Source organism: Ensifer sp. B1-9 (assembly GCF_050474445.1).
Taxonomy (GTDB): Bacteria; Pseudomonadota; Alphaproteobacteria; order Rhizobiales; family Rhizobiaceae; genus Ensifer.
Genome location: NZ_JBCHVG010000009.1, coordinates 287,347 through 308,874 on the forward strand (window position 1 = coordinate 287,347; position 21,528 = coordinate 308,874).

The 21,528-nt window shown below is 62.2% G+C and carries 21 protein-coding genes and 1 pseudogene; 13 read left to right on the top strand and 9 right to left on the bottom strand.

The genetic code is table 11. The annotated features are described in order from the left end of the window. Window position 1: 1 nt before the first annotated feature. Window positions 2-877, bottom strand: a complete 876-nt coding sequence (locus ACQ5BM_RS18815) for an ABC transporter permease (RefSeq protein ID WP_429814316.1) — start codon at window positions 875-877, stop codon at window positions 2-4. After that, a complete protein-coding gene (locus ACQ5BM_RS18820; RefSeq protein WP_429814318.1) occupies window positions 874-1,932 on the bottom strand; it encodes an ABC transporter ATP-binding protein in 1,059 nt (352 codons plus the stop codon). The genes ACQ5BM_RS18815 and ACQ5BM_RS18820 overlap by 4 nt, the downstream gene beginning before the upstream one ends. Before the next feature lie 314 nt (window positions 1,933-2,246). Here ACQ5BM_RS18820 and ACQ5BM_RS18825 point away from each other — a divergent pair, with 314 nt between their 5' ends. After that, a complete protein-coding gene (locus ACQ5BM_RS18825) occupies window positions 2,247-3,074 on the top strand; it encodes an IclR family transcriptional regulator (protein ID WP_429814321.1) in 828 nt (275 codons plus the stop codon). A gap of 21 nt (window positions 3,075-3,095) precedes the next feature. On the opposite strand, the gene ACQ5BM_RS18830 is transcribed toward ACQ5BM_RS18825, so the two are convergent. Then, entirely contained in the window at window positions 3,096-3,782 is a 687-nt protein-coding gene (locus ACQ5BM_RS18830) for a TetR/AcrR family transcriptional regulator (RefSeq protein ID WP_429814324.1), read from the bottom strand. Window positions 3,783-3,932: 150 nt separating this feature from the next. Here ACQ5BM_RS18830 and ACQ5BM_RS18835 point away from each other — a divergent pair, with 150 nt between their 5' ends. Genes ACQ5BM_RS18835 through ACQ5BM_RS18845 form a run of 3 tightly spaced genes read left to right on the top strand, consistent with a single transcriptional unit; the run spans window position 3,933 to window position 6,905 of the window. Next, the gene (locus ACQ5BM_RS18835) at window positions 3,933-4,937 is read left to right on the top strand and encodes an efflux RND transporter periplasmic adaptor subunit (RefSeq protein WP_429814327.1); all 1,005 of its coding nucleotides are present in this window, start codon (window positions 3,933-3,935) and stop codon (window positions 4,935-4,937) included. 7 nt (window positions 4,938-4,944) lie between these two features. After that, entirely contained in the window at window positions 4,945-6,186 is a 1,242-nt protein-coding gene (locus tag ACQ5BM_RS18840; RefSeq protein ID WP_429814330.1) for an ABC transporter permease, read from the top strand. After that, window positions 6,183-6,905, top strand: coding sequence for an ABC transporter ATP-binding protein (locus ACQ5BM_RS18845; protein ID WP_429814333.1), 723 nt, complete (start codon window positions 6,183-6,185; stop codon window positions 6,903-6,905). Before ACQ5BM_RS18840 ends, ACQ5BM_RS18845 begins: the two co-directional genes overlap by 4 nt. A gap of 20 nt (window positions 6,906-6,925) precedes the next feature. On the opposite strand, the gene ACQ5BM_RS18850 is transcribed toward ACQ5BM_RS18845, so the two are convergent. Together ACQ5BM_RS18850 and ACQ5BM_RS18855 are read right to left on the bottom strand one after the other, a co-directional pair. Continuing rightward, window positions 6,926-8,980 (bottom strand): calcium-binding protein, encoded by a 2,055-nt coding sequence (locus tag ACQ5BM_RS18850; RefSeq protein ID WP_429814336.1) that lies wholly within the window; start codon window positions 8,978-8,980, stop codon window positions 6,926-6,928. A gap of 256 nt (window positions 8,981-9,236) precedes the next feature. Continuing rightward, window positions 9,237-9,641 (bottom strand): DUF1236 domain-containing protein, encoded by a 405-nt coding sequence (locus ACQ5BM_RS18855; protein ID WP_429814338.1) that lies wholly within the window; start codon window positions 9,639-9,641, stop codon window positions 9,237-9,239. Window positions 9,642-10,541: 900 nt separating this feature from the next. Here ACQ5BM_RS18855 and ACQ5BM_RS18860 point away from each other — a divergent pair. Both ACQ5BM_RS18860 and ACQ5BM_RS18865 read left to right on the top strand, forming a co-directional pair. Beyond that, entirely contained in the window at window positions 10,542-11,615 is a 1,074-nt protein-coding gene (locus ACQ5BM_RS18860; protein ID WP_429814340.1) for a nucleotidyltransferase family protein, read from the top strand. Between the two features lie 208 nt (window positions 11,616-11,823). Continuing rightward, entirely contained in the window at window positions 11,824-12,336 is a 513-nt protein-coding gene (locus tag ACQ5BM_RS18865; protein ID WP_429814343.1) for a hypothetical protein, read from the top strand. 151 nt (window positions 12,337-12,487) lie between these two features. Here ACQ5BM_RS18865 and ACQ5BM_RS18870 read toward each other — a convergent pair whose 3' ends face one another. Continuing rightward, window positions 12,488-12,724, bottom strand: a complete 237-nt coding sequence (locus tag ACQ5BM_RS18870; protein ID WP_429814346.1) for a hypothetical protein — start codon at window positions 12,722-12,724, stop codon at window positions 12,488-12,490. 166 nt (window positions 12,725-12,890) lie between these two features. Continuing rightward, on the bottom strand, window positions 12,891-13,076 hold the full coding sequence (locus ACQ5BM_RS18875) for a hypothetical protein (RefSeq protein ID WP_057252114.1): 186 nt from the start codon (window positions 13,074-13,076) through the stop codon (window positions 12,891-12,893). 330 nt (window positions 13,077-13,406) lie between these two features. Here ACQ5BM_RS18875 and minC point away from each other — a divergent pair, with 330 nt between their 5' ends. The 3 genes from minC to minE all read left to right on the top strand — a co-directional run bounded on the left by minC (window position 13,407) and on the right by minE (window position 15,365). Next, on the top strand, window positions 13,407-14,156 hold the full coding sequence (gene minC, locus ACQ5BM_RS18880; RefSeq protein ID WP_334197258.1) for a septum site-determining protein MinC: 750 nt from the start codon (window positions 13,407-13,409) through the stop codon (window positions 14,154-14,156). Between the two features lie 136 nt (window positions 14,157-14,292). Beyond that, a complete protein-coding gene (gene minD / locus ACQ5BM_RS18885) occupies window positions 14,293-15,108 on the top strand; it encodes a septum site-determining protein MinD (protein WP_429814349.1) in 816 nt (271 codons plus the stop codon). After that, window positions 15,105-15,365 carry a cell division topological specificity factor MinE gene (gene minE / locus ACQ5BM_RS18890; RefSeq protein WP_173519484.1) on the top strand — a complete coding sequence of 87 codons (261 nt, stop codon included), beginning with the start codon at window positions 15,105-15,107 and terminating at the stop codon, window positions 15,363-15,365. The genes minD and minE overlap by 4 nt, the downstream gene beginning before the upstream one ends. Window positions 15,366-15,486: 121 nt before the next feature. On the opposite strand, the gene ACQ5BM_RS18895 is transcribed toward minE, so the two are convergent. Then, window positions 15,487-16,854 (bottom strand): IS1182 family transposase, encoded by a 1,368-nt coding sequence (locus ACQ5BM_RS18895; protein ID WP_429814352.1) that lies wholly within the window; start codon window positions 16,852-16,854, stop codon window positions 15,487-15,489. A 60-nt stretch (window positions 16,855-16,914) separates the two neighbouring features. Here ACQ5BM_RS18895 and ACQ5BM_RS18900 point away from each other — a divergent pair, with 60 nt between their 5' ends. Continuing rightward, window positions 16,915-17,052 carry a hypothetical protein gene (locus tag ACQ5BM_RS18900; RefSeq protein WP_429814470.1) on the top strand — a complete coding sequence of 46 codons (138 nt, stop codon included), beginning with the start codon at window positions 16,915-16,917 and terminating at the stop codon, window positions 17,050-17,052. Window positions 17,053-17,065: 13 nt separating this feature from the next. Here the strand turns inward: ACQ5BM_RS18900 and ACQ5BM_RS18905 are convergent, their stop codons facing one another. Next, window positions 17,066-18,157, bottom strand: coding sequence for a citrate synthase/methylcitrate synthase (locus tag ACQ5BM_RS18905; protein WP_429814473.1), 1,092 nt, complete (start codon window positions 18,155-18,157; stop codon window positions 17,066-17,068). Between the two features lie 59 nt (window positions 18,158-18,216). Here ACQ5BM_RS18905 and ACQ5BM_RS18910 point away from each other — a divergent pair, with 59 nt between their 5' ends. The 3 genes and pseudogenes from ACQ5BM_RS18910 to ACQ5BM_RS18920 form a co-directional block, all read left to right on the top strand. Next, the gene (locus tag ACQ5BM_RS18910) at window positions 18,217-19,362 is read left to right on the top strand and encodes a citrate/2-methylcitrate synthase (RefSeq protein WP_429814354.1); all 1,146 of its coding nucleotides are present in this window, start codon (window positions 18,217-18,219) and stop codon (window positions 19,360-19,362) included. A 294-nt stretch (window positions 19,363-19,656) separates the two neighbouring features. Continuing rightward, window positions 19,657-20,103 carry a hypothetical protein gene (locus ACQ5BM_RS18915; RefSeq protein WP_429814357.1) on the top strand — a complete coding sequence of 149 codons (447 nt, stop codon included), beginning with the start codon at window positions 19,657-19,659 and terminating at the stop codon, window positions 20,101-20,103. A 194-nt stretch (window positions 20,104-20,297) separates the two neighbouring features. Next, window positions 20,298-21,455: pseudogene (locus tag ACQ5BM_RS18920) on the top strand (Do family serine endopeptidase); the annotation flags it as partial. Window positions 21,456-21,528: the final 73 nt, after the last annotated feature.

Below are 21,528 nucleotides of genomic sequence, written 5' to 3' on the forward strand. Positions count from 1 at the left end.
TTCAACCCAGCTTGCGCTTTGCCTGCCGCTCGATGAGGCGGTTATAGGCAAGCATGATCACGAGATTGGCGACGAGCACGATGATCGCGATGGTCGCGCCGAGCGGCCAGTTCAGCTCGATCAGGAATTCGTCGTAAACGAGCGTCGCCGCCATCTTCAGCCGCCGGCCACCAAGCAGACCGGGAATGGCGAAGGAGCTTGCCGATAGCGCAAAGACGATCAGGCTGCCCGAGAGGATGCCGAGTGCTGCCTGCGGGAAGACGATGCGGCGCAGAGCCGTGAAACGTGAGGCGCCGAGGGTGAGTGCTGCCGCCTCGACGGTCGGGTCGAGCTTCTGCAGCACCGTCCAGACGGGGATTACCATGAATGGCAGCATGATATGCACGAGGCCGATGACGATCGCCGTTTCGGTATAGAGCAGCTGGATCGGATCGAGGCCGACGATCGCGAGCGCGCCGTTCACGAAGCCGTTCTTGCCGAGCAGCATGCTCCAGCCGAAGGTGCGTACCACGACGGAGACGAGCAGCGGGCCGATGATCACCAAGAGGAAGATCGACCGCCACGGCTTGCGCATGTTCGAGAGGACATAGGCCTCCGGCACGCCGATCAGCACGGCGATGACCGTTGTCAGCAGCGCCAGGCGCAGCGTCCGCCAGAAGGTCGAGAGATAATATTCGTCCTGCAGCACCGTCAGGTAGTTGGCGAAGGTGAAGTCGCTCTGGATGCCGGCCGTATAGTCGTATGTGTTGAAGGAAAGAATGATCGTCAACAGCAGCGGCAGCAGCACGAGGCCGATGAAGAACAGGGTCGCCGGTCCGGAAAGGGCAAACGGTGCCAGCAGACGCGGCTTGATGGCGGAAGTCTGAGCGCCCATCATTTGGCGGCTCCCGCCAGAACACGACAATCGCCATTCTGCCAGGCGAGCCCGATGCTTTCCCCTTCCATCGGCGGCGGCGCGCCGAGATTGGGAACCGCGACGGCGAGAACGCCCGCCGGGGTCTCGGCGCTCACCAGCCATTGGCTGCCCATGAAATAGCGCGTCGTCACCTTGCCCTGAATCTGGCCTTCGCCGGGCACGGTCAGCCGCAGCTTTTCCGGACGGATGAAGACCGAGACCTTGCCCTCCGGCTCACGGCGATCGGTGTTGAAGCGGATCGGCGTGTTGTCGATACTGATCGACGCACCCTTGCCGTTGAAGGCTGACGTCGCGCGCAGGAAGTTCGACTTGCCGACGAAGGACGAGATGAAGTCGTTGCGTGGATGTTCGTAGAGTTCGTAGGGCGTGTCGACCTGGGTGATGCGTCCTTTCTCCATGACGACGACGCGATCACTGATCGACAGCGCTTCCGCCTGGTCATGGGTCACCATGATCGTGGTGATGCCGACGGTCTGCTGGATACGACGCAGTTCGAACTGCATCTCCTCGCGAAGCTGCGCGTCGAGGTTCGACAACGGCTCATCGAGCAGCAGCACCGGCGGATTGATGACGAGGGCGCGGGCGATCGCCACGCGCTGGCGCTGGCCGCCCGACATCTCACGCGGATAGCGATCCGCCAGCGCCGAGAGATGAACGAGCGCCAGGATCTCCTTGATGCGCCTGTCGCGCTCCGCCTTGGCGACCTTGCGCATTTCCAGGCCGAAGGAAACATTCTGGGCGACGGTCATGTGCGGGAAAAGCGCGTAGCTCTGGAAAACGACGCCGAGCTCGCGTTGCGGTGGCGGCAGGTGAGTGATGTCGCGGCCGCCCATGGTGATCGCGCCGGCCGAGGGACGAACGAGCCCGGTGATCATCTGCAAGGTCGTCGTCTTGCCGCAGCCGGAGGGGCCGAGCAGCGAGATGAACTCGCCCTTTTCGACTGCGAGGTCGAAATCGTGAACGGCCGCAACCGATCCATAGAACTTGGAGACCTTCTCGAGGTTCAGGAAACTCATGCTCACTCTCCCGTGGGTCGCTGCCCCCAGGGATCGCCTGCCCCGTTTTCTTGTCGGCGATCCCGGCGGCGACGACACGTCGTCAACCATCAAACCTCGCTTCAGGCGACACGATCCGGCGAAGACGCGGCTTAGCGTTCGCGACAGCCGGGATCGGCTATCCACGTTGCGCACGCTCACCCCTGAATAAGGCTTGTGAATTAACTCCAGGAAATTGACGAAAAACACAAACGCAATTTTCTATTTCGGATTTTTTTGTTAGAAAAATCCGATATACGGAATCCTGTCATGTGAATTTCGAAAGAAGAACGCAAATGTCGGAATTAGAGAATGCCGGAAGTTCCAGCCTCTCCAAGGCGATCCACATCCTGAAAGACCTCGCGGAGAACGCGAGCGAAGGTGTGCGGGTGATCGATCTCGCGCGCAGGCTGAATCTCACCCAGCCATCGGCGCATCGACTGTTGAAGAGCCTGATTGCCGAAGGCCTCGTCGAGCAGATGCCGGAAGGAAAATCCTATCGCCTGTCGCTGGAGTTCTTCTCGATCGCATCGCAGGCACGCAGAAGAGAAGGCATCCTCGACATCGCCAGGCCGTCGCTACTGAGGCTGTCCGCCACGTTCAACGACACCGTCTTCCTGCTGGTGCGCAGCAACTTCGATGCGATCTGTCTCGACCGTGTCGAAGGCCCCTTCCCAATTCGTTCCTTTACCGGCGACATCGGCGGCAAGGTGCCGCTCGGCATCGGCCAGGGCAGCATCGCCATCCTGGCCCACCTGCCGGAGGAGGAACGTGAGGCGATCATCAAATTCAACATGCCGCGCATCATGGACCGGGCCGCAATCGACGAGGTGGACCTGCGGATCAAGATCGAGGAGGTTCGACGCATCGGCGCCGCGCAGATGAATTTCGAGATGATCGAGGGCATGGCAGGTCTCGGCGTCCCCGTCCTCGACCGCAACGGCATCGCGGTCGCCTCCTTAAGCATCGGCACCCTGGCGTCGCGCCTGACAGAAACGCGAAGCGGCACCATCACCGATCTCTTGAAAGCCGAAGCGCAGGCGATCAGCAGCAAGCTCAACCCCTTCGACCCGACACTGCGCTATCCGGCTTCGGCCCTGCGTGCCGCGCAGAAGGGCGGTTGAGGACGCACTCGCCGCAGCCGCTCACGCCTCGAGGAAGGCGCGGGCAAAGCCCGGTTCGGTCACCTCGATCGATCCGTCCGGAAGCTTCAGGAAGCGCTCGATGGCGGTGCCGTAGGTTCGCATCCAGCCGTCGAGCATCGCTGCCGCACCATCGAGATCGCCAACCTCGTAGCGCTGCAGCGCCTTGTGCATCACCTTGGCGACGCTCAGGCGCAGTTGCAGCAGCATCATGGCCGCAGCTTCCGGGTCGGGCGCATCGAGGGTTCCTTCCTCGTGCCCGCGCCGCAGCATCTCCGCCACCAGGGGCAGGCTGACGGCGAGAAGCGCTTCGTCGATGCGGTGGTAGAGAGCGACGTTCTCGGGTTTGAAGAGGGCGTTGAAGGTGTTCTTCAGTTGCGGCGCCAAATCGAGCTTCAGCCGCCGCGAACCGGCGAAAAGCGCATTCAACTGCCCAACCGCGTCAAGCGACGGGTCTTCGAAGAGCGGCTGCAATTCCTTCAGGTTCCGCTGCGCCAGCCGGGTGGCGACCGCCTCCAGCAACGCCTCCTTGGAGGCGAAATAGTGGTAGAAGGCACCCTTCGAGACATTGGCTTCGCGGATGACGTCGTTGACCGTCGTGTTCTCATAGCCGTGCTGAAAGAACAGCCGCTCGGCGCAATCGATCAGTTCGTTCGATCGGACTTCCGGCGATTTCTTCGTTCTGACCATAAGCTCTCCCAAAACAGCGGCTTGGCACGGGGCTCACTGTGCGGTCCACGTCGCCCCGACAGCAAGAAGGACACGCATCCTTGAAACAGACCGACCGTCGGTCTATTTATATCGAACGGACTGGAAGCATTCAAGGAGAGTCTCGTGCGGATGGCTCGTTATGCAATCGGAGCGGCGGTTATCGTCGCCATCGGCGCGGCCGGCTCCTGGTATCTGTTTCGTCCGACACCCGTTTCCACAATCGTCCCGAAGCGTGGCGACGCGGCGGAGATCATCTTTGCGGATGGCGTCGTCGAGCCGCGCACCTGGGCGAAGGTTACACCAACGGTCTCCGAACGGATCGTCGAACAATGCAACTGCGAGGGCGAACGCGTCGCCAAGGGCGATGTGCTCGCCCGTCTCGACGACACCGAGGCGCGGGCAGCCCTCGGCGAACTCCAGGCGCGGTTGACGCTGGCGCAGGAAGAGTATCGGCGGAAGCTGGCGCTCTCCGAGCGCAGCACGATCAGTGAACAGGAAGTCGACCGGGCACGCAGCGAACTCGGCCAGCTCGAAGCCCTCGTCGCTGGTCGTCAGGCGCGGCTCGCAACCTATGTGCTGAGAGCACCGAGCGCTGGCCAGGTGCTCCGGCAGGACGGCGAGATCGGCGAGGTCGCAGATCTCGGCACGGTGCTCTTCTGGGTCGGGGAACCGAAGCCCCTGATCGTGACGGCCGACGTCAACGAAGAGGACATTCCGCGCGTCGAAGTCGGTCAGCGCGCGCTGTTGCGATCGGATGCCTTCCCCGACCGAAAGCTGGAGGCAACCGTCGACAGCATCACCCCCAAGGGCGACCCGGTGACGAAGACCTATCGCGTCCGCTTCCGCCTCCCCGAGGACACACCGCTTCGGATCGGCATGTCAACCGACGTCAACATCATCGTGCGGGTAGCGCATGACGCCTTGATCATCCCGACCGTCGCGCTGGAAGGGACGAAGGCCGTGGTGATCGACGGCAATCGTGCCAGGATCCGCGATTTGAAAACGGGCATACGCGGCGCGGGCGGTGTCGAAATCCTCTCGGGACTGGAGGATGGAGCGCGCGTCGTCTCGCCCTTCCCGACCGGCCTTGCCGATAATACGCGCGTCAAGGCCACGCCTGCCCCAGGGAAATGAGTTCGCCATGCGCCTCATCTTCGACATTGCACTGACCCACATCTCCGGCCGGGGCCGGCAGACGATCGTTGCGATGCTGGGCGTGGCGGTCGGCGTTGGCTTTTCCATCGCCATGGCAGCCCTGATGCAGGGTGGTCAGGACGATTTCGTCCGCCAGCTCGTCGACACCATGCCGCATGTCCAGATGACCGACGAGCAGCGCACCGCGCGGCGGCAGCCGGCGGAAGACTTTTTCGATACCGCCGCCATTTCCGGACTAAGACCACGCGATGACCGCCGCGGCATCATAAATCCCACCGCGGCGCTTTCCTGGCTCGATGGCTGGATTCCGGGCCGTTTTGCCGCGACCCTCAAGGCGCAAGGCGTCATTCGCTATTCCGGCCAGGAGGTCGGCGCCGCCGTCATCGGCATCGATCCGCAGGCAGAGCCTCGCGTCTCGCCGATCATCGACGACTTCAAGGCAGGCAGCTTCGCCGCACTTGCCGCAGGCGGCAACAATGTGGTGATCGGCGATACCATGGCCTCCCGGCTCGGCGCCAAGCTCGGCGATACGATCACCGCCGTCTCTTCCGAGGGTCTCAGTCGCCGCTTCAAGATCGTCGGCCTCTTCCATACCGGCACCACGGCGCGCGACGAAGGCGAGGCCTATGTGCTGCAGAAGAACGCGCAGATCCTCTCAGCCCGACCGAACGCGATCAACGAGATCAACATCAAGCTGAACGATCCGAACGCAGCGCCCACGGTAGCGCGCCGCATCGAGGCCGAGCTCGGCTACAAGGCGGTCGCCTGGCAGGAGGCAAACGAGTCGATCCTCGAGGCGCTCGTCGTGCGCAATGTCATCATGTACACGGTCGTTGCGGCGATCATGCTGGTCGCAGGCTTCGGCATCTTCAACATCATCTCGACGATCACGCACGAGAAGGCGCGCGACATCGCCATCATGAAGTCGCTCGGCTTCACCGAGACGGACATGCGCATCCTGTTCGTGCTCGAAGGTGTGGCAATCGCCACGGCCGGCACGCTCCTCGGCTGGGCGCTCGGCTTCGCAATGGTCTATGCGCTCTCGCTCGTGCGCTTCGAGATATCGGCAACCGGCCAGGAAATGACCCGGCTACCGATCTCCTGGAGCATGCTGCACTATCTTATCGCCGCGGCCTTCGCGCTCGGATCGGCAGCCGTCGCCGGCTATCTGCCGGCAAGGCGGGCGGCCCGCGCCAACCCCGTCGACATCATCAGGGGCGCCACATGAGCACGCTGATCGAAGCAAGGGAGTTGACACGCGTCCTCAGGGAGACGGTGCCGGTGACCCTGGTAAAGGACATCTCTCTCAGTATCGGCGAACAGGAATTCGTCGCGGTCACCGGTCCCTCCGGCTCGGGCAAATCGTCGCTTCTCTATCTGCTCGGCCTCCTCGATCGACCGACCGGCGGCACGCTCATGATCCGCGGCCGAGACACGGCCCGGATGGACGAGGGCGAGCGGGCCACCACGCGGCTTGCCAATATCGGCTTCGTCTTCCAGTTCCACTTCCTGCTGCCGGAATTCACTGCGCGCGAGAATGTTGAGATCCCCATGCGCAAGCTCGATCGTCTTCGGCGGCACGAGATGCGCGAGAGGGCAAGCGACCTGCTTGCGGCACTCGGCCTTGCCGATCATCTCGACAAACGGCCAGACCAGCTCTCCGGCGGCCAGCGACAGCGCGTGGCCGTGGCCCGCGCGCTGGCCAACGATCCGCCGCTGATCCTCGCCGACGAACCAACCGGTAGCCTCGACAGCAAGAGCTCCGAACAGGTGTTCCAGATTCTGGAAAGGCTGGTGCGCGAGCAGCGAAAGACCGTGGTGGCGGTCACCCACGATCTCGACATGGCCTCGCGCATGGACCGGCGTATTGATCTCATCGATGGACGCCTGACCACGGAGACGGACAAGGCAATGACCAGGGGCGACAGCGCGGCCCCGGAAACCTAGCCGCCCCGCGACGAACGGGGTCAGCCGAGGCCGAAGAGGATTTCGCTTTCCGTCAGAACCGAAAGCGAAACGTCCTCGATCAGAATGCCCTCGGCATCGGAACCGTTGAAGGCGACGAACACGCCGTCGGCCGTATCATGCGCGGCAGCGAGAAAATCGGCATAGCTGTGAATGCCGGTGGCATCCTGGGCTTCCTCGGAAAAGGCGATCCGGTCGCCCTGCCAGCGGGCGAAGTCGACAACGCGATCAAGGCCTGCGTGGCCGGAAGTTTCCGACGACCAGAGAAACGTGTCGGCGCCGCTGCCACCCGTCAGCCGATCGTGGCCGTTGCCGCCGCTCAGAAGGTCATTGTGCGCACCGCCGTCGATGATATCTGCACCGTCACCGCCGAAGAGCTGGTCGTTTTCCGTGGCGCCGTATAGCGCGTCGTTTCCGCCGCGCCCGTCGAGGATGTCATTGCCGCCCAGCGAATTGAGCGTGTCGTTGTCGTCGGCGCCGCGCAACACGTCGGCATAGGGCCCGGTCGTGATGTTGAAATATTCGACATTGGCGAAGGTCAGTCCGGTATGCGTCACACCGCGTGCCGCATCGAAATCCGTCGCTTCACGCAAGCCGCCATAATTGAGGGACAACAGATCCCGCCCTTCACCGCCATCGGCCTCACCGAGGTAACGGGCATTGATGGTGTCGTTGCCCGCGCCGCCGCGCAGGATCGACGCGACGCCAAGGCTGCCGCTGTCAGGAACGGTATCCTGCAGCCAGTCGTCACCTGCGCCGCCATCGAGCACGTCGCTGCCGCCGTCATTGGCGAGCCTATCCCGGCCATCACCGCCAAAGGCCACGTCATCGCCGGCGCCCGTCTCGATCATGTCGTCGCCGGCGCCGGCATCGATGGTGTCGTTTCCCCCCTCGCCATCGAACCGGTCACGCCCGGCGCCACCTTCGAGATGATCGTTTCCGGCGCCGGCATCGACCCCGAGAGAGCCGAGATCACCCGCGATGACGCGGTCATTGCCGCTGCCGAGCACAAGGCTCACCTGCTCAAAGCCGCGCAGCACTGTGCCGGTCGAAACCTTGCCAGCAGCAAAATCGACGGTGAGATCGCTCGTGCGCTCCCTCTCGCTGATAGCGAGCCAGTCCTCGCCCGCACCGCCATCGATCTCGGCGGAGTAGAGTGTGGAGATGATCCCATCGCTGCCGTCGCCCCCAAAAAGACGGTTGGCACCGGACCCGTCGGTGATCATGTCGTCGCCCGCGCCGGCATTGACGACATCGTTGCCACCGGCTGTCTTGATGAAGTCGCCAAGCGCACTTCCCATAACATGGTCGCTTCCGCGTCCGGTCATCAGCTCAACCTGCTCGACGTCCTGATGCTGGACGAAAAGGTGCCGCTCCGCCGGCGTCCCGTCTCCAATGATGCCGTGACCATTCTCCAGGTTGAACACGACCGGAGCAGCCGAGCCAGAAAGATCGACGACCAACGTATCGTCTCCGGGGCCCCCGAAGACGGTGCTGCCCGTCCCGACAAGCACGAAACGGTCAGTTCCATCGCCGCCGTCGAGACGATCGTGACCGCCCGTATTGGTGATGGTGTCGTGTCCCGCGCCCGCATTGACGACGTCGTTGCCGGCACCGGTCGAGATCCGATCGCCTCCGTCAGTCCCAATGATCCTGTCGTCACCGCTGCCGGCGAAGAGCCGCAACCACTCGATATCGTGAAAGAAGATGTGCCGGTTGGCGGCGTTCGGGTCGCCGATATAGCCATGGCCGCCGGCGCCGTTGAAGACCATCCGGTCAGCGCTTTGCGAGAAGTCGACGACGAGAGCGTCATAGCCCGTGCCTCCCGTAACCGCGCCGCCGGTCCCGGCGAGAGTGATCTGGTCATCACCGGCGCCGCCGTCGATCCGGTCGTAACCGCTCGCGCTCGTCAGGATGTCGTTTTCAGTACCACCATCGACAAAATCGTCGCCTCCGCCGCCATCGATCGTATCGATACCGGGAAGGCCCCAAATGTAGTCGGTTTCCTCCGAACCTTTCAAAACATCGTCTGAGTACGAACCTGCGATCTTCGCCATATCGCCATCCACTTCGGCCGATTTATATCAATACCCGCGCTACCACGTATAAATTTAACTAGAACGGAATGTATTCGAATAAAGATTCAAAGCAACAGTAAATAAGTTTGCCAAATATCGGCAATTTAGTTTGAAATATATATTAGATATCACAGCAACAATACTGCAATCCAGAATTGGCCGCGACGGTCGGGTGGAACCGCAAAAAGGGCAGCGCGTGAACGCTGCCCCAGGGGAGAGATTATTGCAGTGTGGATCAGTTGACGATCTGCACCACTGTTCTCGACTGCGGTTCCACGATCACCCGCTGGTGGTTGACGACCGCATAGGCGTAGCGCGGGTTGTCCGGAACCGGCGTCAGGACGACGGCCGACGGGATCGGCTTACCGACCACGATCCGTTCCTGAACGACGACAGACGGCGGAGCCGGCTGCTGCGTGACATAGGTGACCACTTCCGGCGGCGGAGGCGTCAGCGCTCCACCGAGCGCGCCACCCACCACGGCGCCGACACCGGCACCGATCGGGCCACCGACGACAGCACCCGCTGCCGCACCACCGGCCATGCCTGCGGCCGTACCGGCTTCCCTATTGGTATCCTGAGCAAAGGCGGAGCCTGCCATTAGAGCAGCAACTGCCGCCGTGATTACAAGCTTCTTCATGATCTCATCCTTTCGTTCGATCATCAACTCAACGAAAGGGATAATAAAATGTTCCAGGTTGCGGTTCCTGCTTTTGCATCACGCTTGATAACTTTTGTTAATAATTTCGGGAATTCTCGAGCCAGATGTGAAGTATGCCTATCGCTCACCAGAAACTGAGACAGATACTTTGGATTCGCAATGACCTTACTCTCATTTTTCGACCGGCGTGCGTGGACTCATTTCAAAGCGCCGGCCGTCACTGAGTCGCGAGCGGGTTTCCGCCGCTCGGGATGCGCTTGCGCATATCCTACACTCGCGCATGTGAGCATAGGCGGCCGCCTGGCGTCATGGAATACAGACAGCGAAGCTAAGAACCAGCATCGGTTGGCGATCGGAAAATGCTGATGACCAAGTCCGCCAAATCCTCAAAGGATAACCGACACGGATTCCCGTGCCGTGATTGAAACGCTGCCTCTAAACGGAGATCAAAGGGCCGCGCTCATACAGATTGCAAACCGCGTTTTCGAAAAGGTCGTGGATCGGATCGAGCCCGAGAATGAAGCCCTGACCCGTAAGCTGTGCGACCCTGGCGACTGCATCGACAACCATTTTTCTGGGACGGGATGTTGCCGCTGACACTGGATTATGCCGATTACCTCATCGACGCGTTCCTCTGGTACCATATGGTGGATATAGCTGTGGAGGCCGGTAGGCAGGCCGAACAGCCAGCGCCTTGAACTGAACGACGTGCATTTAACCTACTCGTTTTTCCGGGTTTTTTTATCCGCCTTGCCGCGGTCCTCTCGCCATCTGCCTTGACAGACTGCAGGCGAGTTATAATGTTTTTGCAGGGCCATTATAACCGAGCGAAGTTATAATGAGTTCGCGCAAACATTATAACCGAGGCCGTCGAGGAAAATGAGAGATATAGACCTTGTATTCCGCACCATGTTCGCGGAACTCGCCCAGCAGACCCTTGATGCGCAATGGCAATCGGACTTTCCGCTCGAGGGCCGCTTTGTCACGGTCCCCGTGAAGGGCAAAGACTATATCTATTTCGACATCCCTACTCCCGAGGGCAAGGACAAGCGGAGCTATGTTGGCCCCGCAGCTGATCCAGAGATCGCAGCGCGTGTCCGGCGACATCGCGAGATCAAGGACAACATCAAGGAGCGGCGACGATTGGTGTCCACGCTTATTCGCTCGGGCGGCATGTCGGCTCCCGATCGGTTCGCCGGCGATGTCACGAAGGCGCTCGCGGATGCGGGGTTCTTTCGCCTGCGTGGTGTTCTCGTCGGCTCGGTTGCCTATGGCTGCTACTCGGGCGTTCTTGGCGTCAGGTTGCCCACGACGGCAATGCAGACGGGCGATGCCGACCTGGCTATGGATTTCGCGATCTCGCAGGAGGTCGATGACAGCCTGCCGCCGATCTTGGGTATCCTTGAGGCAGTCGATCCCTCGTTCCGGGCCGTTCCTCATCAGGCCGACAAGGCGCGCGTGACGGCGTTCGTCAACAAGACCAATTACCGGGTCGAATTCTTGACGAGCAATCGGGGATCGGACGAGTATACGGGCAAGCCTTCCCCCATGCCTGCCCTCGGTGGTGCGTCAGCGGAAAACCTGCGGTTCCTTGATTTCCTGATCTACGAGCCTGTGCGAACGGTGCTGCTCCATCGGGAAGGCGTGAGCGTCAATGTCCCCGCTCCCGAACGGTATGCCGTCCACAAGCTCATTGTGGCCTCTAGGCGGCTCACGGACGCGCTTGGGCGAGCGAAACGGGACAAAGACCTCCTGCAAGCAGCCATACTCTTCGAGGCCATAATCCAAACCCGGCAGGGCGACGTCTTGGCGGACGCATACCAGGAGGCATGGGATCGAGGGGCCTCGTGGCAGGAAGGCCTTGCGGCAGGCATCGCCCTGATGCCTGACAAGGGCAAGGAGGCGCTAGCGGACGCCCTCGGTGTGGAAGTGAACGATCTCGGGAAAGGGTAGCGACATGACCGCGGAAATAGTGCCCGCGGACTTCCCCGGCCTTGCGAGCCTGTGCTGGAACAGAACCCGACACGGCCCATCGATCGCGACATTGCATGGTCGCTGTATCGCGCCAACTGACGGTTCATCTACCAAGACGAACTGACGCCTTAAGGTCGAATTCGGAGAGGGAGAACGGCTGCTCGGGACAGACGGCCCGCCGCCTCCGATGGCTGGCCGTGAGATCACACCGGCGGAAGCTGCCGAAATCCTCGGTATTGATCTCGATCTGTTGGAGCGCCGGGTCAGAGCCAGACGCCTCTTGCGCCGTGAGATCAACGGCAAGATCACCTTCAGCCTCGCTGAAGTGCTGTCCTTGAGGGAGGACGAGGATAGGAAGCTGGTCGATTCCTGCAAGGATCAGCTGATGGATATCCGCTCAAGCGCGTTCGCCAACCATTTTCCTTACTATTCGCCAACCGAACTCGAGAAGTTCGCAGGCATGGGAACCGCCCTCGACATGCCGTTGGGTGGCTTCCCGAGCGCGGCTCTCGACAACTACGAATTCGACGCAACCGCGTGGAACCTCGAACGCAGCAAACAAGGAATATCCGATCACGACGATCTCATTCGTTGTCGAAGGAGCGGAGGATGGCTTCTCCGTTCGGCAGTATGCAGCCGTCTTCAGCTGCGAGCTGGACGGCCTCAAGGCCAACGCACAAAAGTCTTCTATCTGGATTGAGTTGCGAACGCTGTGAGTAAATCGCCGGGCCGCTTGCGTTTCTGACGGCCCGGCAGAGCATGTCGCGTAATGCAAGCAGTTCGGAATTACGACATGCGCGATATCAGGAACTTAGGGCAAAAGGAGCGAACCTGAACGATCGCGACGCATCTTAGTCGCGGGGCAACCTGCCAAGAAGCAGTTTGTTTCCTTCCCTGTTTCCGCAGCGCGAGCATTTGAGCGTTTGACCAATTGAATTGAGGTGGATGCCCGATCCGCATGTGCTGGCAACCAGCCGACGATCAACCTGCCCCTGATGCCGGCACTTTGCGCATTTTGCCACGAGCACATACCATTCCGGCAGCAGTTCCAGCGTCGAGCCGTAGTCGGCAGCGTTTTCGCGCGGCATCAGATCGATACTTCGACGATGCCTCATAATCAGTCCTCTCGAAGCTTCGTCCGATCCCTATCGCGCAGGCAGCCGCGGCTTATGAAAGGCTCCGACAGCCGGCGTCCCGGCCAACGTGCCAGCATCGTCGTCAGAGCCGCAATCCGAAGAGTGACCGTTTCTTCGATCACCGAGCAGAACCATCGAGCCGCAGGGAAAGCTGCACCCCGCCGCGCTTCAACCGCGGTAGAGGCGGCGTCATGTCGATGCGCCCGAAGGTGCGCTTGCGCCACTCGGCTTCGCGTTCCCGCTTCTTCCGGGCGGCTGCGACGGCAGCCATGGCGCGTTCGATCACTTCTTCCGTATGGGTCATGGTTTCTGTCCGGTTCATGGGAAACCTCCATTTGTTCACGTTATGTTCTTATTTTAGCACTCCCATGTCAACTCCCTTCGCGCAACCGGCCGAATCGCAATCGCCGTGGCTCGACGATTCACGCTCCCCTCAGCGGCCGGCAGACAATCAGTCCTCCATCGCCAAGGCACCAACAGTCAAAAGATATGCCTCTTCCAAGAGACCGATTTCCCTTGTTTTTCAATATCAACGGGCTGGTCGCGGGACCTGCCTCATTAACCTTCGCATTGCCGAATTAACCTTTTGTTAACCATTTCCTCGGTACACCGAAGCAACGGAAAATTTACCAAGATGAACGACGTGTTAACTGAATCCCGGCCGATCCGCCTCAAGGGGCGCTCCTTCCTTGCTCTAGCGCTAACCCCCGAGCTGCCTCTCGAGGACTGGCTCACCCGGCTCGACGATCTGGCTTCCCGCTCCGCTGGCTTTTTCCTGCGACGGCCGGTCGTGCTCGATGTCGAAGGGCTCGACATCGATCGTTCACAGTTGCGCGAACTCGTCGATCAACTGGGCAAACGCAACGTCCGGATCATGGGCATCGAAGGCGCACGCCAGTCTTTGCTCGGCGCCGATCTGCCGCCGGCGATGAATGACGGGCGTCCGGCAGCCGACTACGAAGCAAAGATGGCGGAGCAGGCCGAAAGAGCGGCCGAGGTCCCGGAGACGGCAACACAAGCCGTCATCACGGCCGAGCCGCTTGCCGCCAAGGCAACGCCATCGATCGTCGTGACCCAGCCGGTGCGCTCCGGCCAATCGCTGTTCTTCCCCGAAGGCGACGTGACGATCGTCGGTTCGGTCGCCTCTGGCGCGGAGGTCGTGGCCGGCGGCTCGATCCACATCTACGGCGCGCTGCGCGGCCGGGCGATGGCCGGCACCACGGGCAATGCGTCTGCGCGGATTTTCTGCCGCAAACTCGAAGCGGAACTGATTGCGATCGACGGCTTCTACAAGACGGCCGACGAGATGGAGCCAAACCTGCGCGGCAAGGCCGTGCAGATCTGGCTCGACGGCGAAGCGCTCAAGGCGGGAACTCTCGGCTAGGGCGAGACGAGGACGAGTGCGGGCGGCAGCCGCCCGCATCCCGCTGATGACTTGGGTCAATCCGGCCGAAATCATCAGGACGCAGGCGAAGGCGCAGGCGAAGGCGAAGGCGAATTCTAGATACTTGGAGAGACGAATGGGCAAGGTAGTCGTGGTTACATCGGGCAAAGGCGGCGTCGGCAAGACGACGTCCAGCGCCGCATTGGGCGCCGCCCTCGCGCAGAATGGCGAGAAGGTTGTCGTCGTGGACTTTGACGTCGGTCTTCGCAATCTCGACCTGGTCATGGGCGCGGAACGGCGCGTCGTCTATGACCTGGTCAACGTGATCCAGGGTGAGGCCAAGTTGTCGCAGGCACTGATCCGCGACAAGCGCCTGGAGACGCTCTACCTGCTGCCAGCCTCCCAGACCCGCGACAAGGACAATCTGACGCCGGAAGGTGTCGAGAAGGTCATCGCCGCCCTTCAGAACGCCTTCGACTGGGTTATCTGCGACAGCCCCGCCGGCATCGAGCGTGGCGCGACGCTGGCCATGCGCCATGCGGATATCGCCATCGTCGTAACCAACCCGGAAGTCTCGTCGGTGCGCGACTCCGACCGCATCATCGGCCTGCTCGATTCCAAGACGCTCAAGGCCGAGAACGGCGAGCGCATGGAAAAGCATCTGCTACTCACCCGCTACGACCCCCTTCGCGCCGAGCGTGGCGACATGCTGAAGGTCGACGACGTCTTGGAGATCCTGTCGATCCCGCTGATGGGCATCATCCCGGAAAGCGCTGACGTGCTGCGCGCCTCCAACGTCGGCTCGCCGGTCACGCTTGCAGACAACCGTTCAGCCCCGGCGCTCGCCTATTTCGATGCTGCACGCCGGCTCAAGGGCGAAGCCCTGCCGATCACCATTCCCGGTGAGAAGCGCAGCTTCCTTGGGAAAATCTTCGGAAGGAAGGCGGCATGAACCCGTTCCGTTTCTTCTCCCGCTCCCAGTCAGCTCCGGCCGCCCGCGAACGGCTGCAGGTGCTGCTGGCCCATGAGCGCGCGTCCGCCGGCGATTCCGATCTCGTCACCAAGCTGCGCGACGAAATCCTCCAGGCGATCTCCAAGCACATGCAGATCGACGATGAAAAGGTCCGCGTGACGATGGAGCGCGGCGCCCAGGTCTCGACGCTCGCAGTCGATATCGAGATCCCCTTCGACGCCAAGAAGGCGGCCTGACGGCCGCCTCAGACCGCTGACAAACCCGTCGATATTTTCGGCGGGTTTTGTTTTTGTTTGTGGGGGGCATCGAGCGAAGGTGGCCGGTCGGGTTCGAAGGGCACGAGCGCGGCGGCTTGGCTCACGCCAGCGCTGGTTTCGGCGCTTTGGTCAGCGCCAAGGCGATCTTCTTGATGTTCTGGGCGGCTGCGGCCAGCAGGCATTGGCATGTGACTTTGACGAGGCCGCGGAAGCGGGCATAGCGGTGGCCATGCAGTTGCTTGGCGTCGGCGAAGGAGCGCTCCACCGTCTCCTTGCGCCGCTTGTAGACCGCCTTGCCCCAGGGGGTCAGCCGGTGGGCGTCGGTGCGCTCGCGCGCGTCGGCCCAGACATGGCGGGTGACGGTGCGCACGGCCTTGGCGTTGCCGGTGCAGGAGGCCAGCAGCGGGCAGTCGCAGCAGGTTGTGGGATCGGAGGTATAGTGGCGGTAGCCGTTGCGGTCGGTGGTGGCGTAGGTCAGAAGCTGACCCTCGGGGCAGCGGTAGCCATCCTGCCCGTGGTCGTAGACGAACTTCGACTTGCGCATCATGCCGGGCCTGGGCGGCGTCGGGTTGCGGTAGCCGGTGACGCCGTGGATGGCGCGGTCTTCCAGCCCCCTGGCGATACCGGCGGTGGCATAGCCGGCATCGAGCCCGACCGCCCCAACCGCGAAGCCGAAGCGGTCGCGTTGGCGGTCCAATCGGTTGAGATAGACGATCGAGTCGTGCACGTTGGCCGGTGTGGCAAAGGTGTCGGTGATGATCGCGTGGCGGCCGTCCACCGTGCGGTGATCGAGATAGAAGAAGCCCTTCGGCTTGCCCTCGCGCACCATGTAGCCACTATCGGGGTCGGTGCGCGACACCTTGGTCTCCTTCACCTCGGGTTCGCGCTCTTTCTCCTTCAACGGCTTCTGGCCGTGCAAGGCGCGTTCCGCATCGATCGCCCGGTCGAGATCGGCCCAGTAGTCGGAGCGCGACTTCTCGATCATCTGCAAATCGTATTTACCCTTGTTGGCATTGGCCTTCAGATGGGTCGAGTCGGTATAGAGCACCGTACCATCGACCAGCCCATGGGCGATCGCTTGGCTGACGATGTGGTCGAAGATGTCTTGCGCCACCGACGTATCATTGAAACGCCGCCGCCGGTTCTGCGACAGCGTCGAGGCGTCGAACACCCCAGCGGTCAGCTTCAGCCGCAGGAACCAGCGATAGGCGACATTGACCTCGATCTCGCGCACCAGCTGGCGCTCGGAGCGGATGCCGAACAGGTAGCCGATGAACAGCGCCTTGAACATCAAGGTCGGATCAAGCGGCGGACGACCGTTGTCGGCGCAATAAAGCCCGGCAACCCGATCATGGATGAAGGAAAAGTCGATCACCGCATCGATCCGACGCAGCAGGTGATCCTTCGGGACCAGCTGTTCCAGCGTCACCTCAAGCGCGGTCTGTTCGGGGCCGGGTTTCTTCAACATGACCCAAGGAATCAAAAACCCCCGGCAAACGCCAGGGGTTTGTCAGCAGTCTGAGGCGGCCTGACGGCCGCCTGTTCCATTTCGCCGACGACGGTCGCCCGTTTTGCGACCGTCCTCGGTTTCGACGATTTCCGTGACCTGAAGGTGTTCTTGCAACGACACCTGCGAAATACGCTGATGGTCTCCGTCTCACCGTAGAGCACGCCCGCGCTCAGGCCGCCTGTTGCGGCAGAGGCCCGACATAGATGGAGCGCGGCCGGATGAGCCGGCCTTCGAGCGCCTGCTCGCGGGCGTGGGCGACCCAGCCGACAGTGCGGCCGATCGCAAAAACGCCGGTAAAGGCCTCGCGCGGGAATTTCAGCGCATCGAGCAGAAGCGCGGTATAAAACTCCACATTGACGTCGAGCGGACGGTCTGGCTTGCGCGCCTTCAGGATGGCGAGGGCCGACTGTTCGACCGCTTCGGCCAGTTGAATACGATCGCGGTTTACCGGGTCGGCGGCGATCAGTTGCCTCAATGCGCCTTTCAGCGCGTCGGCACGGGGGTCGCGGACACGATAGACGCGATGGCCAAAGCCCATCAGTCGCTCGCCGCGGTCGAGTGCTCGGGTGAGCCAGGTTTCCGCATTCTCCGGTGTTTCGATCGCATCGAGCATGTCCAGCACCGGACCCGGCGCGCCGCCGTGAAGCGGCCCCTTGAGAGCGCTGATTGCAGCGAGCACCGAAGATGTGAGGCCGGCTTTCGTGGACGCGACCACACGTGAGGCGAAGGTGGAGGCGTTGAGGCCATGGTCCGAAATCGTCACCAGATAGGCATCGAGCGCCGCCACTTCTTGCCTCATCGGCACCTTTGCGCCGAGCATCGCCAGGATATCGGCGGAGTGCGACAGCGACGGCCTCGGCGCAACCGGGCTTTCACCCCTTTTCAGGCGCAGCGCAGCCGTCAGGAAAACGGCCGGGGCGGCAAGCAAGCGCAGCGCCGTGTCGAGATCATCACCATCCGGAAGCCGGGCGATCAGCGCGCGCATGATGTCGACTGGCGGCAGCTCCAGTAGCGCGTCGTCGATCGCACCGGCATGGGCGAACACCTCTGCGCGCTTCTGCCCAAGGCGCCGGACAAGCTCGGTGCGATCCGGAGCAGTCCCCACCAACCCGTCGACCAGCAGGGCCACGACATCTTCATAGCTTGCGTAACCCACCAGGTGATCGAGCGATACGCCACGAATGATCAATTCGCCGGCCTCACCGTTGACATGGGAAAGCTGCGTCTCGGCGGCGACGACGTCTTCAAGTCCGTTCTTCATCATCAGTTTCTCCTTTACGCGAAGGATGATCCGACCTAGACCTATTGACGTCAATCTTGATGCAATTGATCAATATGAAGACACTCTGGATCACCGCCGAAGAGGCGCTCGCCCGGCTCGGCAGCAAGCGGCAGACGCTCTATGCCAATGTCAGCCGCGGGCGCATTCGCGCCAAGCCCGACCCGACTGATCCGCGCCGCAGCCTCTACCAGGTAGACGACGTGCACCGGTTGGCCGAACGCCATGCCGGGCGGCGGCAGGCGGCGGTCGTTGCCGCCGAAGCGATCCGCTGGGGCGAACCGGTTCTGCAGACAACGATCTCCAGTATCGCTGGCGGACGCTTATTCTATCGCGGTCGCGATGCGGTCGAACTCTCCGGCGACGCGACATTGGAGGAGATTGCCACACTGCTTTGGCAATCATTCGAGACAGTGACCGTTCCCGCCGGTGACCATGGTGGCAGTCAATCGCGCCTGACCACAACATTCGGACGCCTGGCTGCACGGATCGAGAGCGACCTACCGGCACTCGGGAGACGGCCGGCGATACTGAAGGCCGAAGCCGCCGAGGTGCTTGCTACCGCCGCGGCGGGGCTGGCGCCGTCACGAGAACCAATGCCGCTGCACCAGCGGCTGGCACTGGGCTGGGGGCGGCCGGAGGCGGCGGAACCGATCCGCAAATGCCTGGTGCTGACCGCGGAGCACGAACTCAATGTTTCGGCCTTCGCGGCCCGGGTCACGGCCTCCTCGGGTGCTGCGCTTTCCGCCGCCACCCTCTCGGGGCTTGCCACGCTGACCGGGCCGAGACATGGCGGTGCGTGGCTCAGCGTCACGCGCCTGGCCGAACAGGCGGCGACGAGCGGCGTCCGCGAGGCGATCCGGGGAATGCTCTCCTCGGAGGGCGTGGTCAGGGCCTTTGGCCATCGCCTTTATCCCGATGGCGATCCGCGCGCCAAGGCGATCATGGCGAGCTTCGATGTGCCGGCGCTCTACATCGCGTTGGCCGAAGCCGGTGAAGAGCTGCTCGGAGAGCCCGCCAATCTCGACTTTTCGCTGGCCGCGCTGGCGGCGACATACGACCTTCCGCTAGACGCGCCCCTCGTTATTTTCGCGCTTGCGCGCACCGTCGGCTGGCTCGCCCACGCGATGGAGCAAGTGGAAAGCGGTGAATTGATCCGCCCCCGCGCACACTACGCCGGCTCGTAAGCCGCCATGCAGCGCAAGCATACAAGTCAATCCTCCAGTAAGCCGCACGCACTCGCATAAAGAAATCCGCAATACACGCGCAGATCGACTTTCATTACACAAAATTAATGAACGCCAACCTCGGATAAACTTCGAGGTAATATTACACGATATTAACGTGACGACGACCCACGGCAGCATTACCTTCGAGCCGAGGCTGAATATTGCCGGCGACCGCTTTGGCCGCGACGCGACAATAGGAGACGGCCTCGCAGGGAAGCTCCTCCCGCTTCCCGAGTTGAAGGAGAAGCAGATATGCGCTCGCCCCTCAAGACTACTGCCATTGCAACTCTTGCCCTCGTCGCTTTCGCCGGTGGTGCCTTTGCGGCCGATCACCACGACTTCGGTCGCGACAATGACAAGGGCGCCTATACCGGTGATTATTACCAGGGCATTTTCACCCAGGACGACATGACGGCCCCGGCCATGCCGGCCTACCGCGCACCCGCTCACATGGCGTCGTCGCGGCTCGACCGCGTTCTGCACGAACTCCGGGTCGACAATCATCGAATCCATGCCGATCGCGAACAGGGCAAGCTGACCGCGGCAAATTACAGGAAGCTCGAGCGGGAAGACGGCGCAGTGCGCGCCCAGGCGGTCAGGACCGCCGCCGCTCATCACGGCATGCTGCCGACGCAATCCTATGCGCGGCTACAGAAGGAAGTTCGGCACCTCGACCGCGACATTGCCCGAATGGCCTGATCGGCCGGCAGACCCGTCTCACCCGGCTTGCGGGTGAGCGTATCGACGGCGCCGGGTTCGCTCATCGAGCCCGGTCCCTCGGCAATCAAACACAAGTCTTGCACGAAGCCGATCGAAGCAACGAGCCGTGTTCAGCGCCCATGATGGGCACTCGGTGGGGATCGCTCGGCTTTGGCAGCGAAAGGAACAAGATCATGTCAAACAGTCTGAAGAGATATCGTGCTGCCGCCCTCCTCGGCGCAGCCGTCATCATCGCGCCCTTGTCCGTGGCAAGCTTCGTGGGCCACGACGTGGCTGCGGCCGCCGCGCCCGGCGCTGCGGTTGCTGTTCCGGCCACATCCGGCGGCTCCTTCGCCCCGATCGTTTCGGCGGACAAGCCGGCGGTCGTCACCATCACGACCGTGATCAAGGCCGACAACGACGAAACGTCACAACTTAGCGGAGACTCGCCCTTCGACGAGCAGTTTCGCCAATTCTTCCGCGACCAGGGCATTCCGCTGCCGGGCCAGGCGCCTGAGCGGCGCCCGACTCAACGGGCCGAAGCGCTCGGCTCTGGTTTCGTCGTAACGTCCGATGGCTACATCGTCACCAACAACCACGTCATCGACAAGGCGTCGAGCATCACGGTGACCCTCGACGACGGCACGCAAGTGCCCGCCAAGCTCGTCGGCGCCGATCCAAAGAACGATCTCGCTGTGCTGAAGGTCAAGCCGACGAAACCGCTTGCCACCGTCGCCTGGGGTGATTCCGACACTCTCAGGGTCGGCGACCAGGTGCTGGCGATCGGCAACCCGTTCGGTATCGGCACGACCGTGACGGCCGGCATCGTTTCGGCGCGTGGCCGCGATCTCAACAGCGGTCCCTATGACGACTTCATCCAGATCGACGCGCCGATCAATCGTGGCAATTCCGGCGGACCACTGGTCGATGCCGAAGGCCGCGTGGTCGGCATCAACACCGCCATCTACTCGCCCAACGGCGGCAGTGTCGGCGTCGGCTTTGCTATTCCCTCCGATCAGGCCCAGAAGGTGGTCGCCGAATTGATGAAGGACGGCTCGATCCAGCACGGCTTCATCGGCGTCGAAATTCAACCGGTGACCGCTGACATCGCCGATGCGATCGGCTTCCACCAGGCAGAAGGCGCGCTTGTCGCCGGCGTCAACGGCGGAACGCCAGCTGCCAAGGCGGGCCTCAAGGCCGGCGATGTCATCACCGCCTTCGGCGGTAGCCCGGTCAAATCACCGCGCGATCTCTCGCGCATGGTTGCCGACCTCGCGCCCGGCACGTCGAAGAGCCTGAGCGTCTGGCGCACCGGCAAGACCAAGGATCTCTCGATCACCGTCGGCAGCAATACTGCGGATCGGCAATAGCGGCGAGCCGCGATCACGACTGCCCGGCTGCCTCGCGGCCGGGCAATTTCCAGCC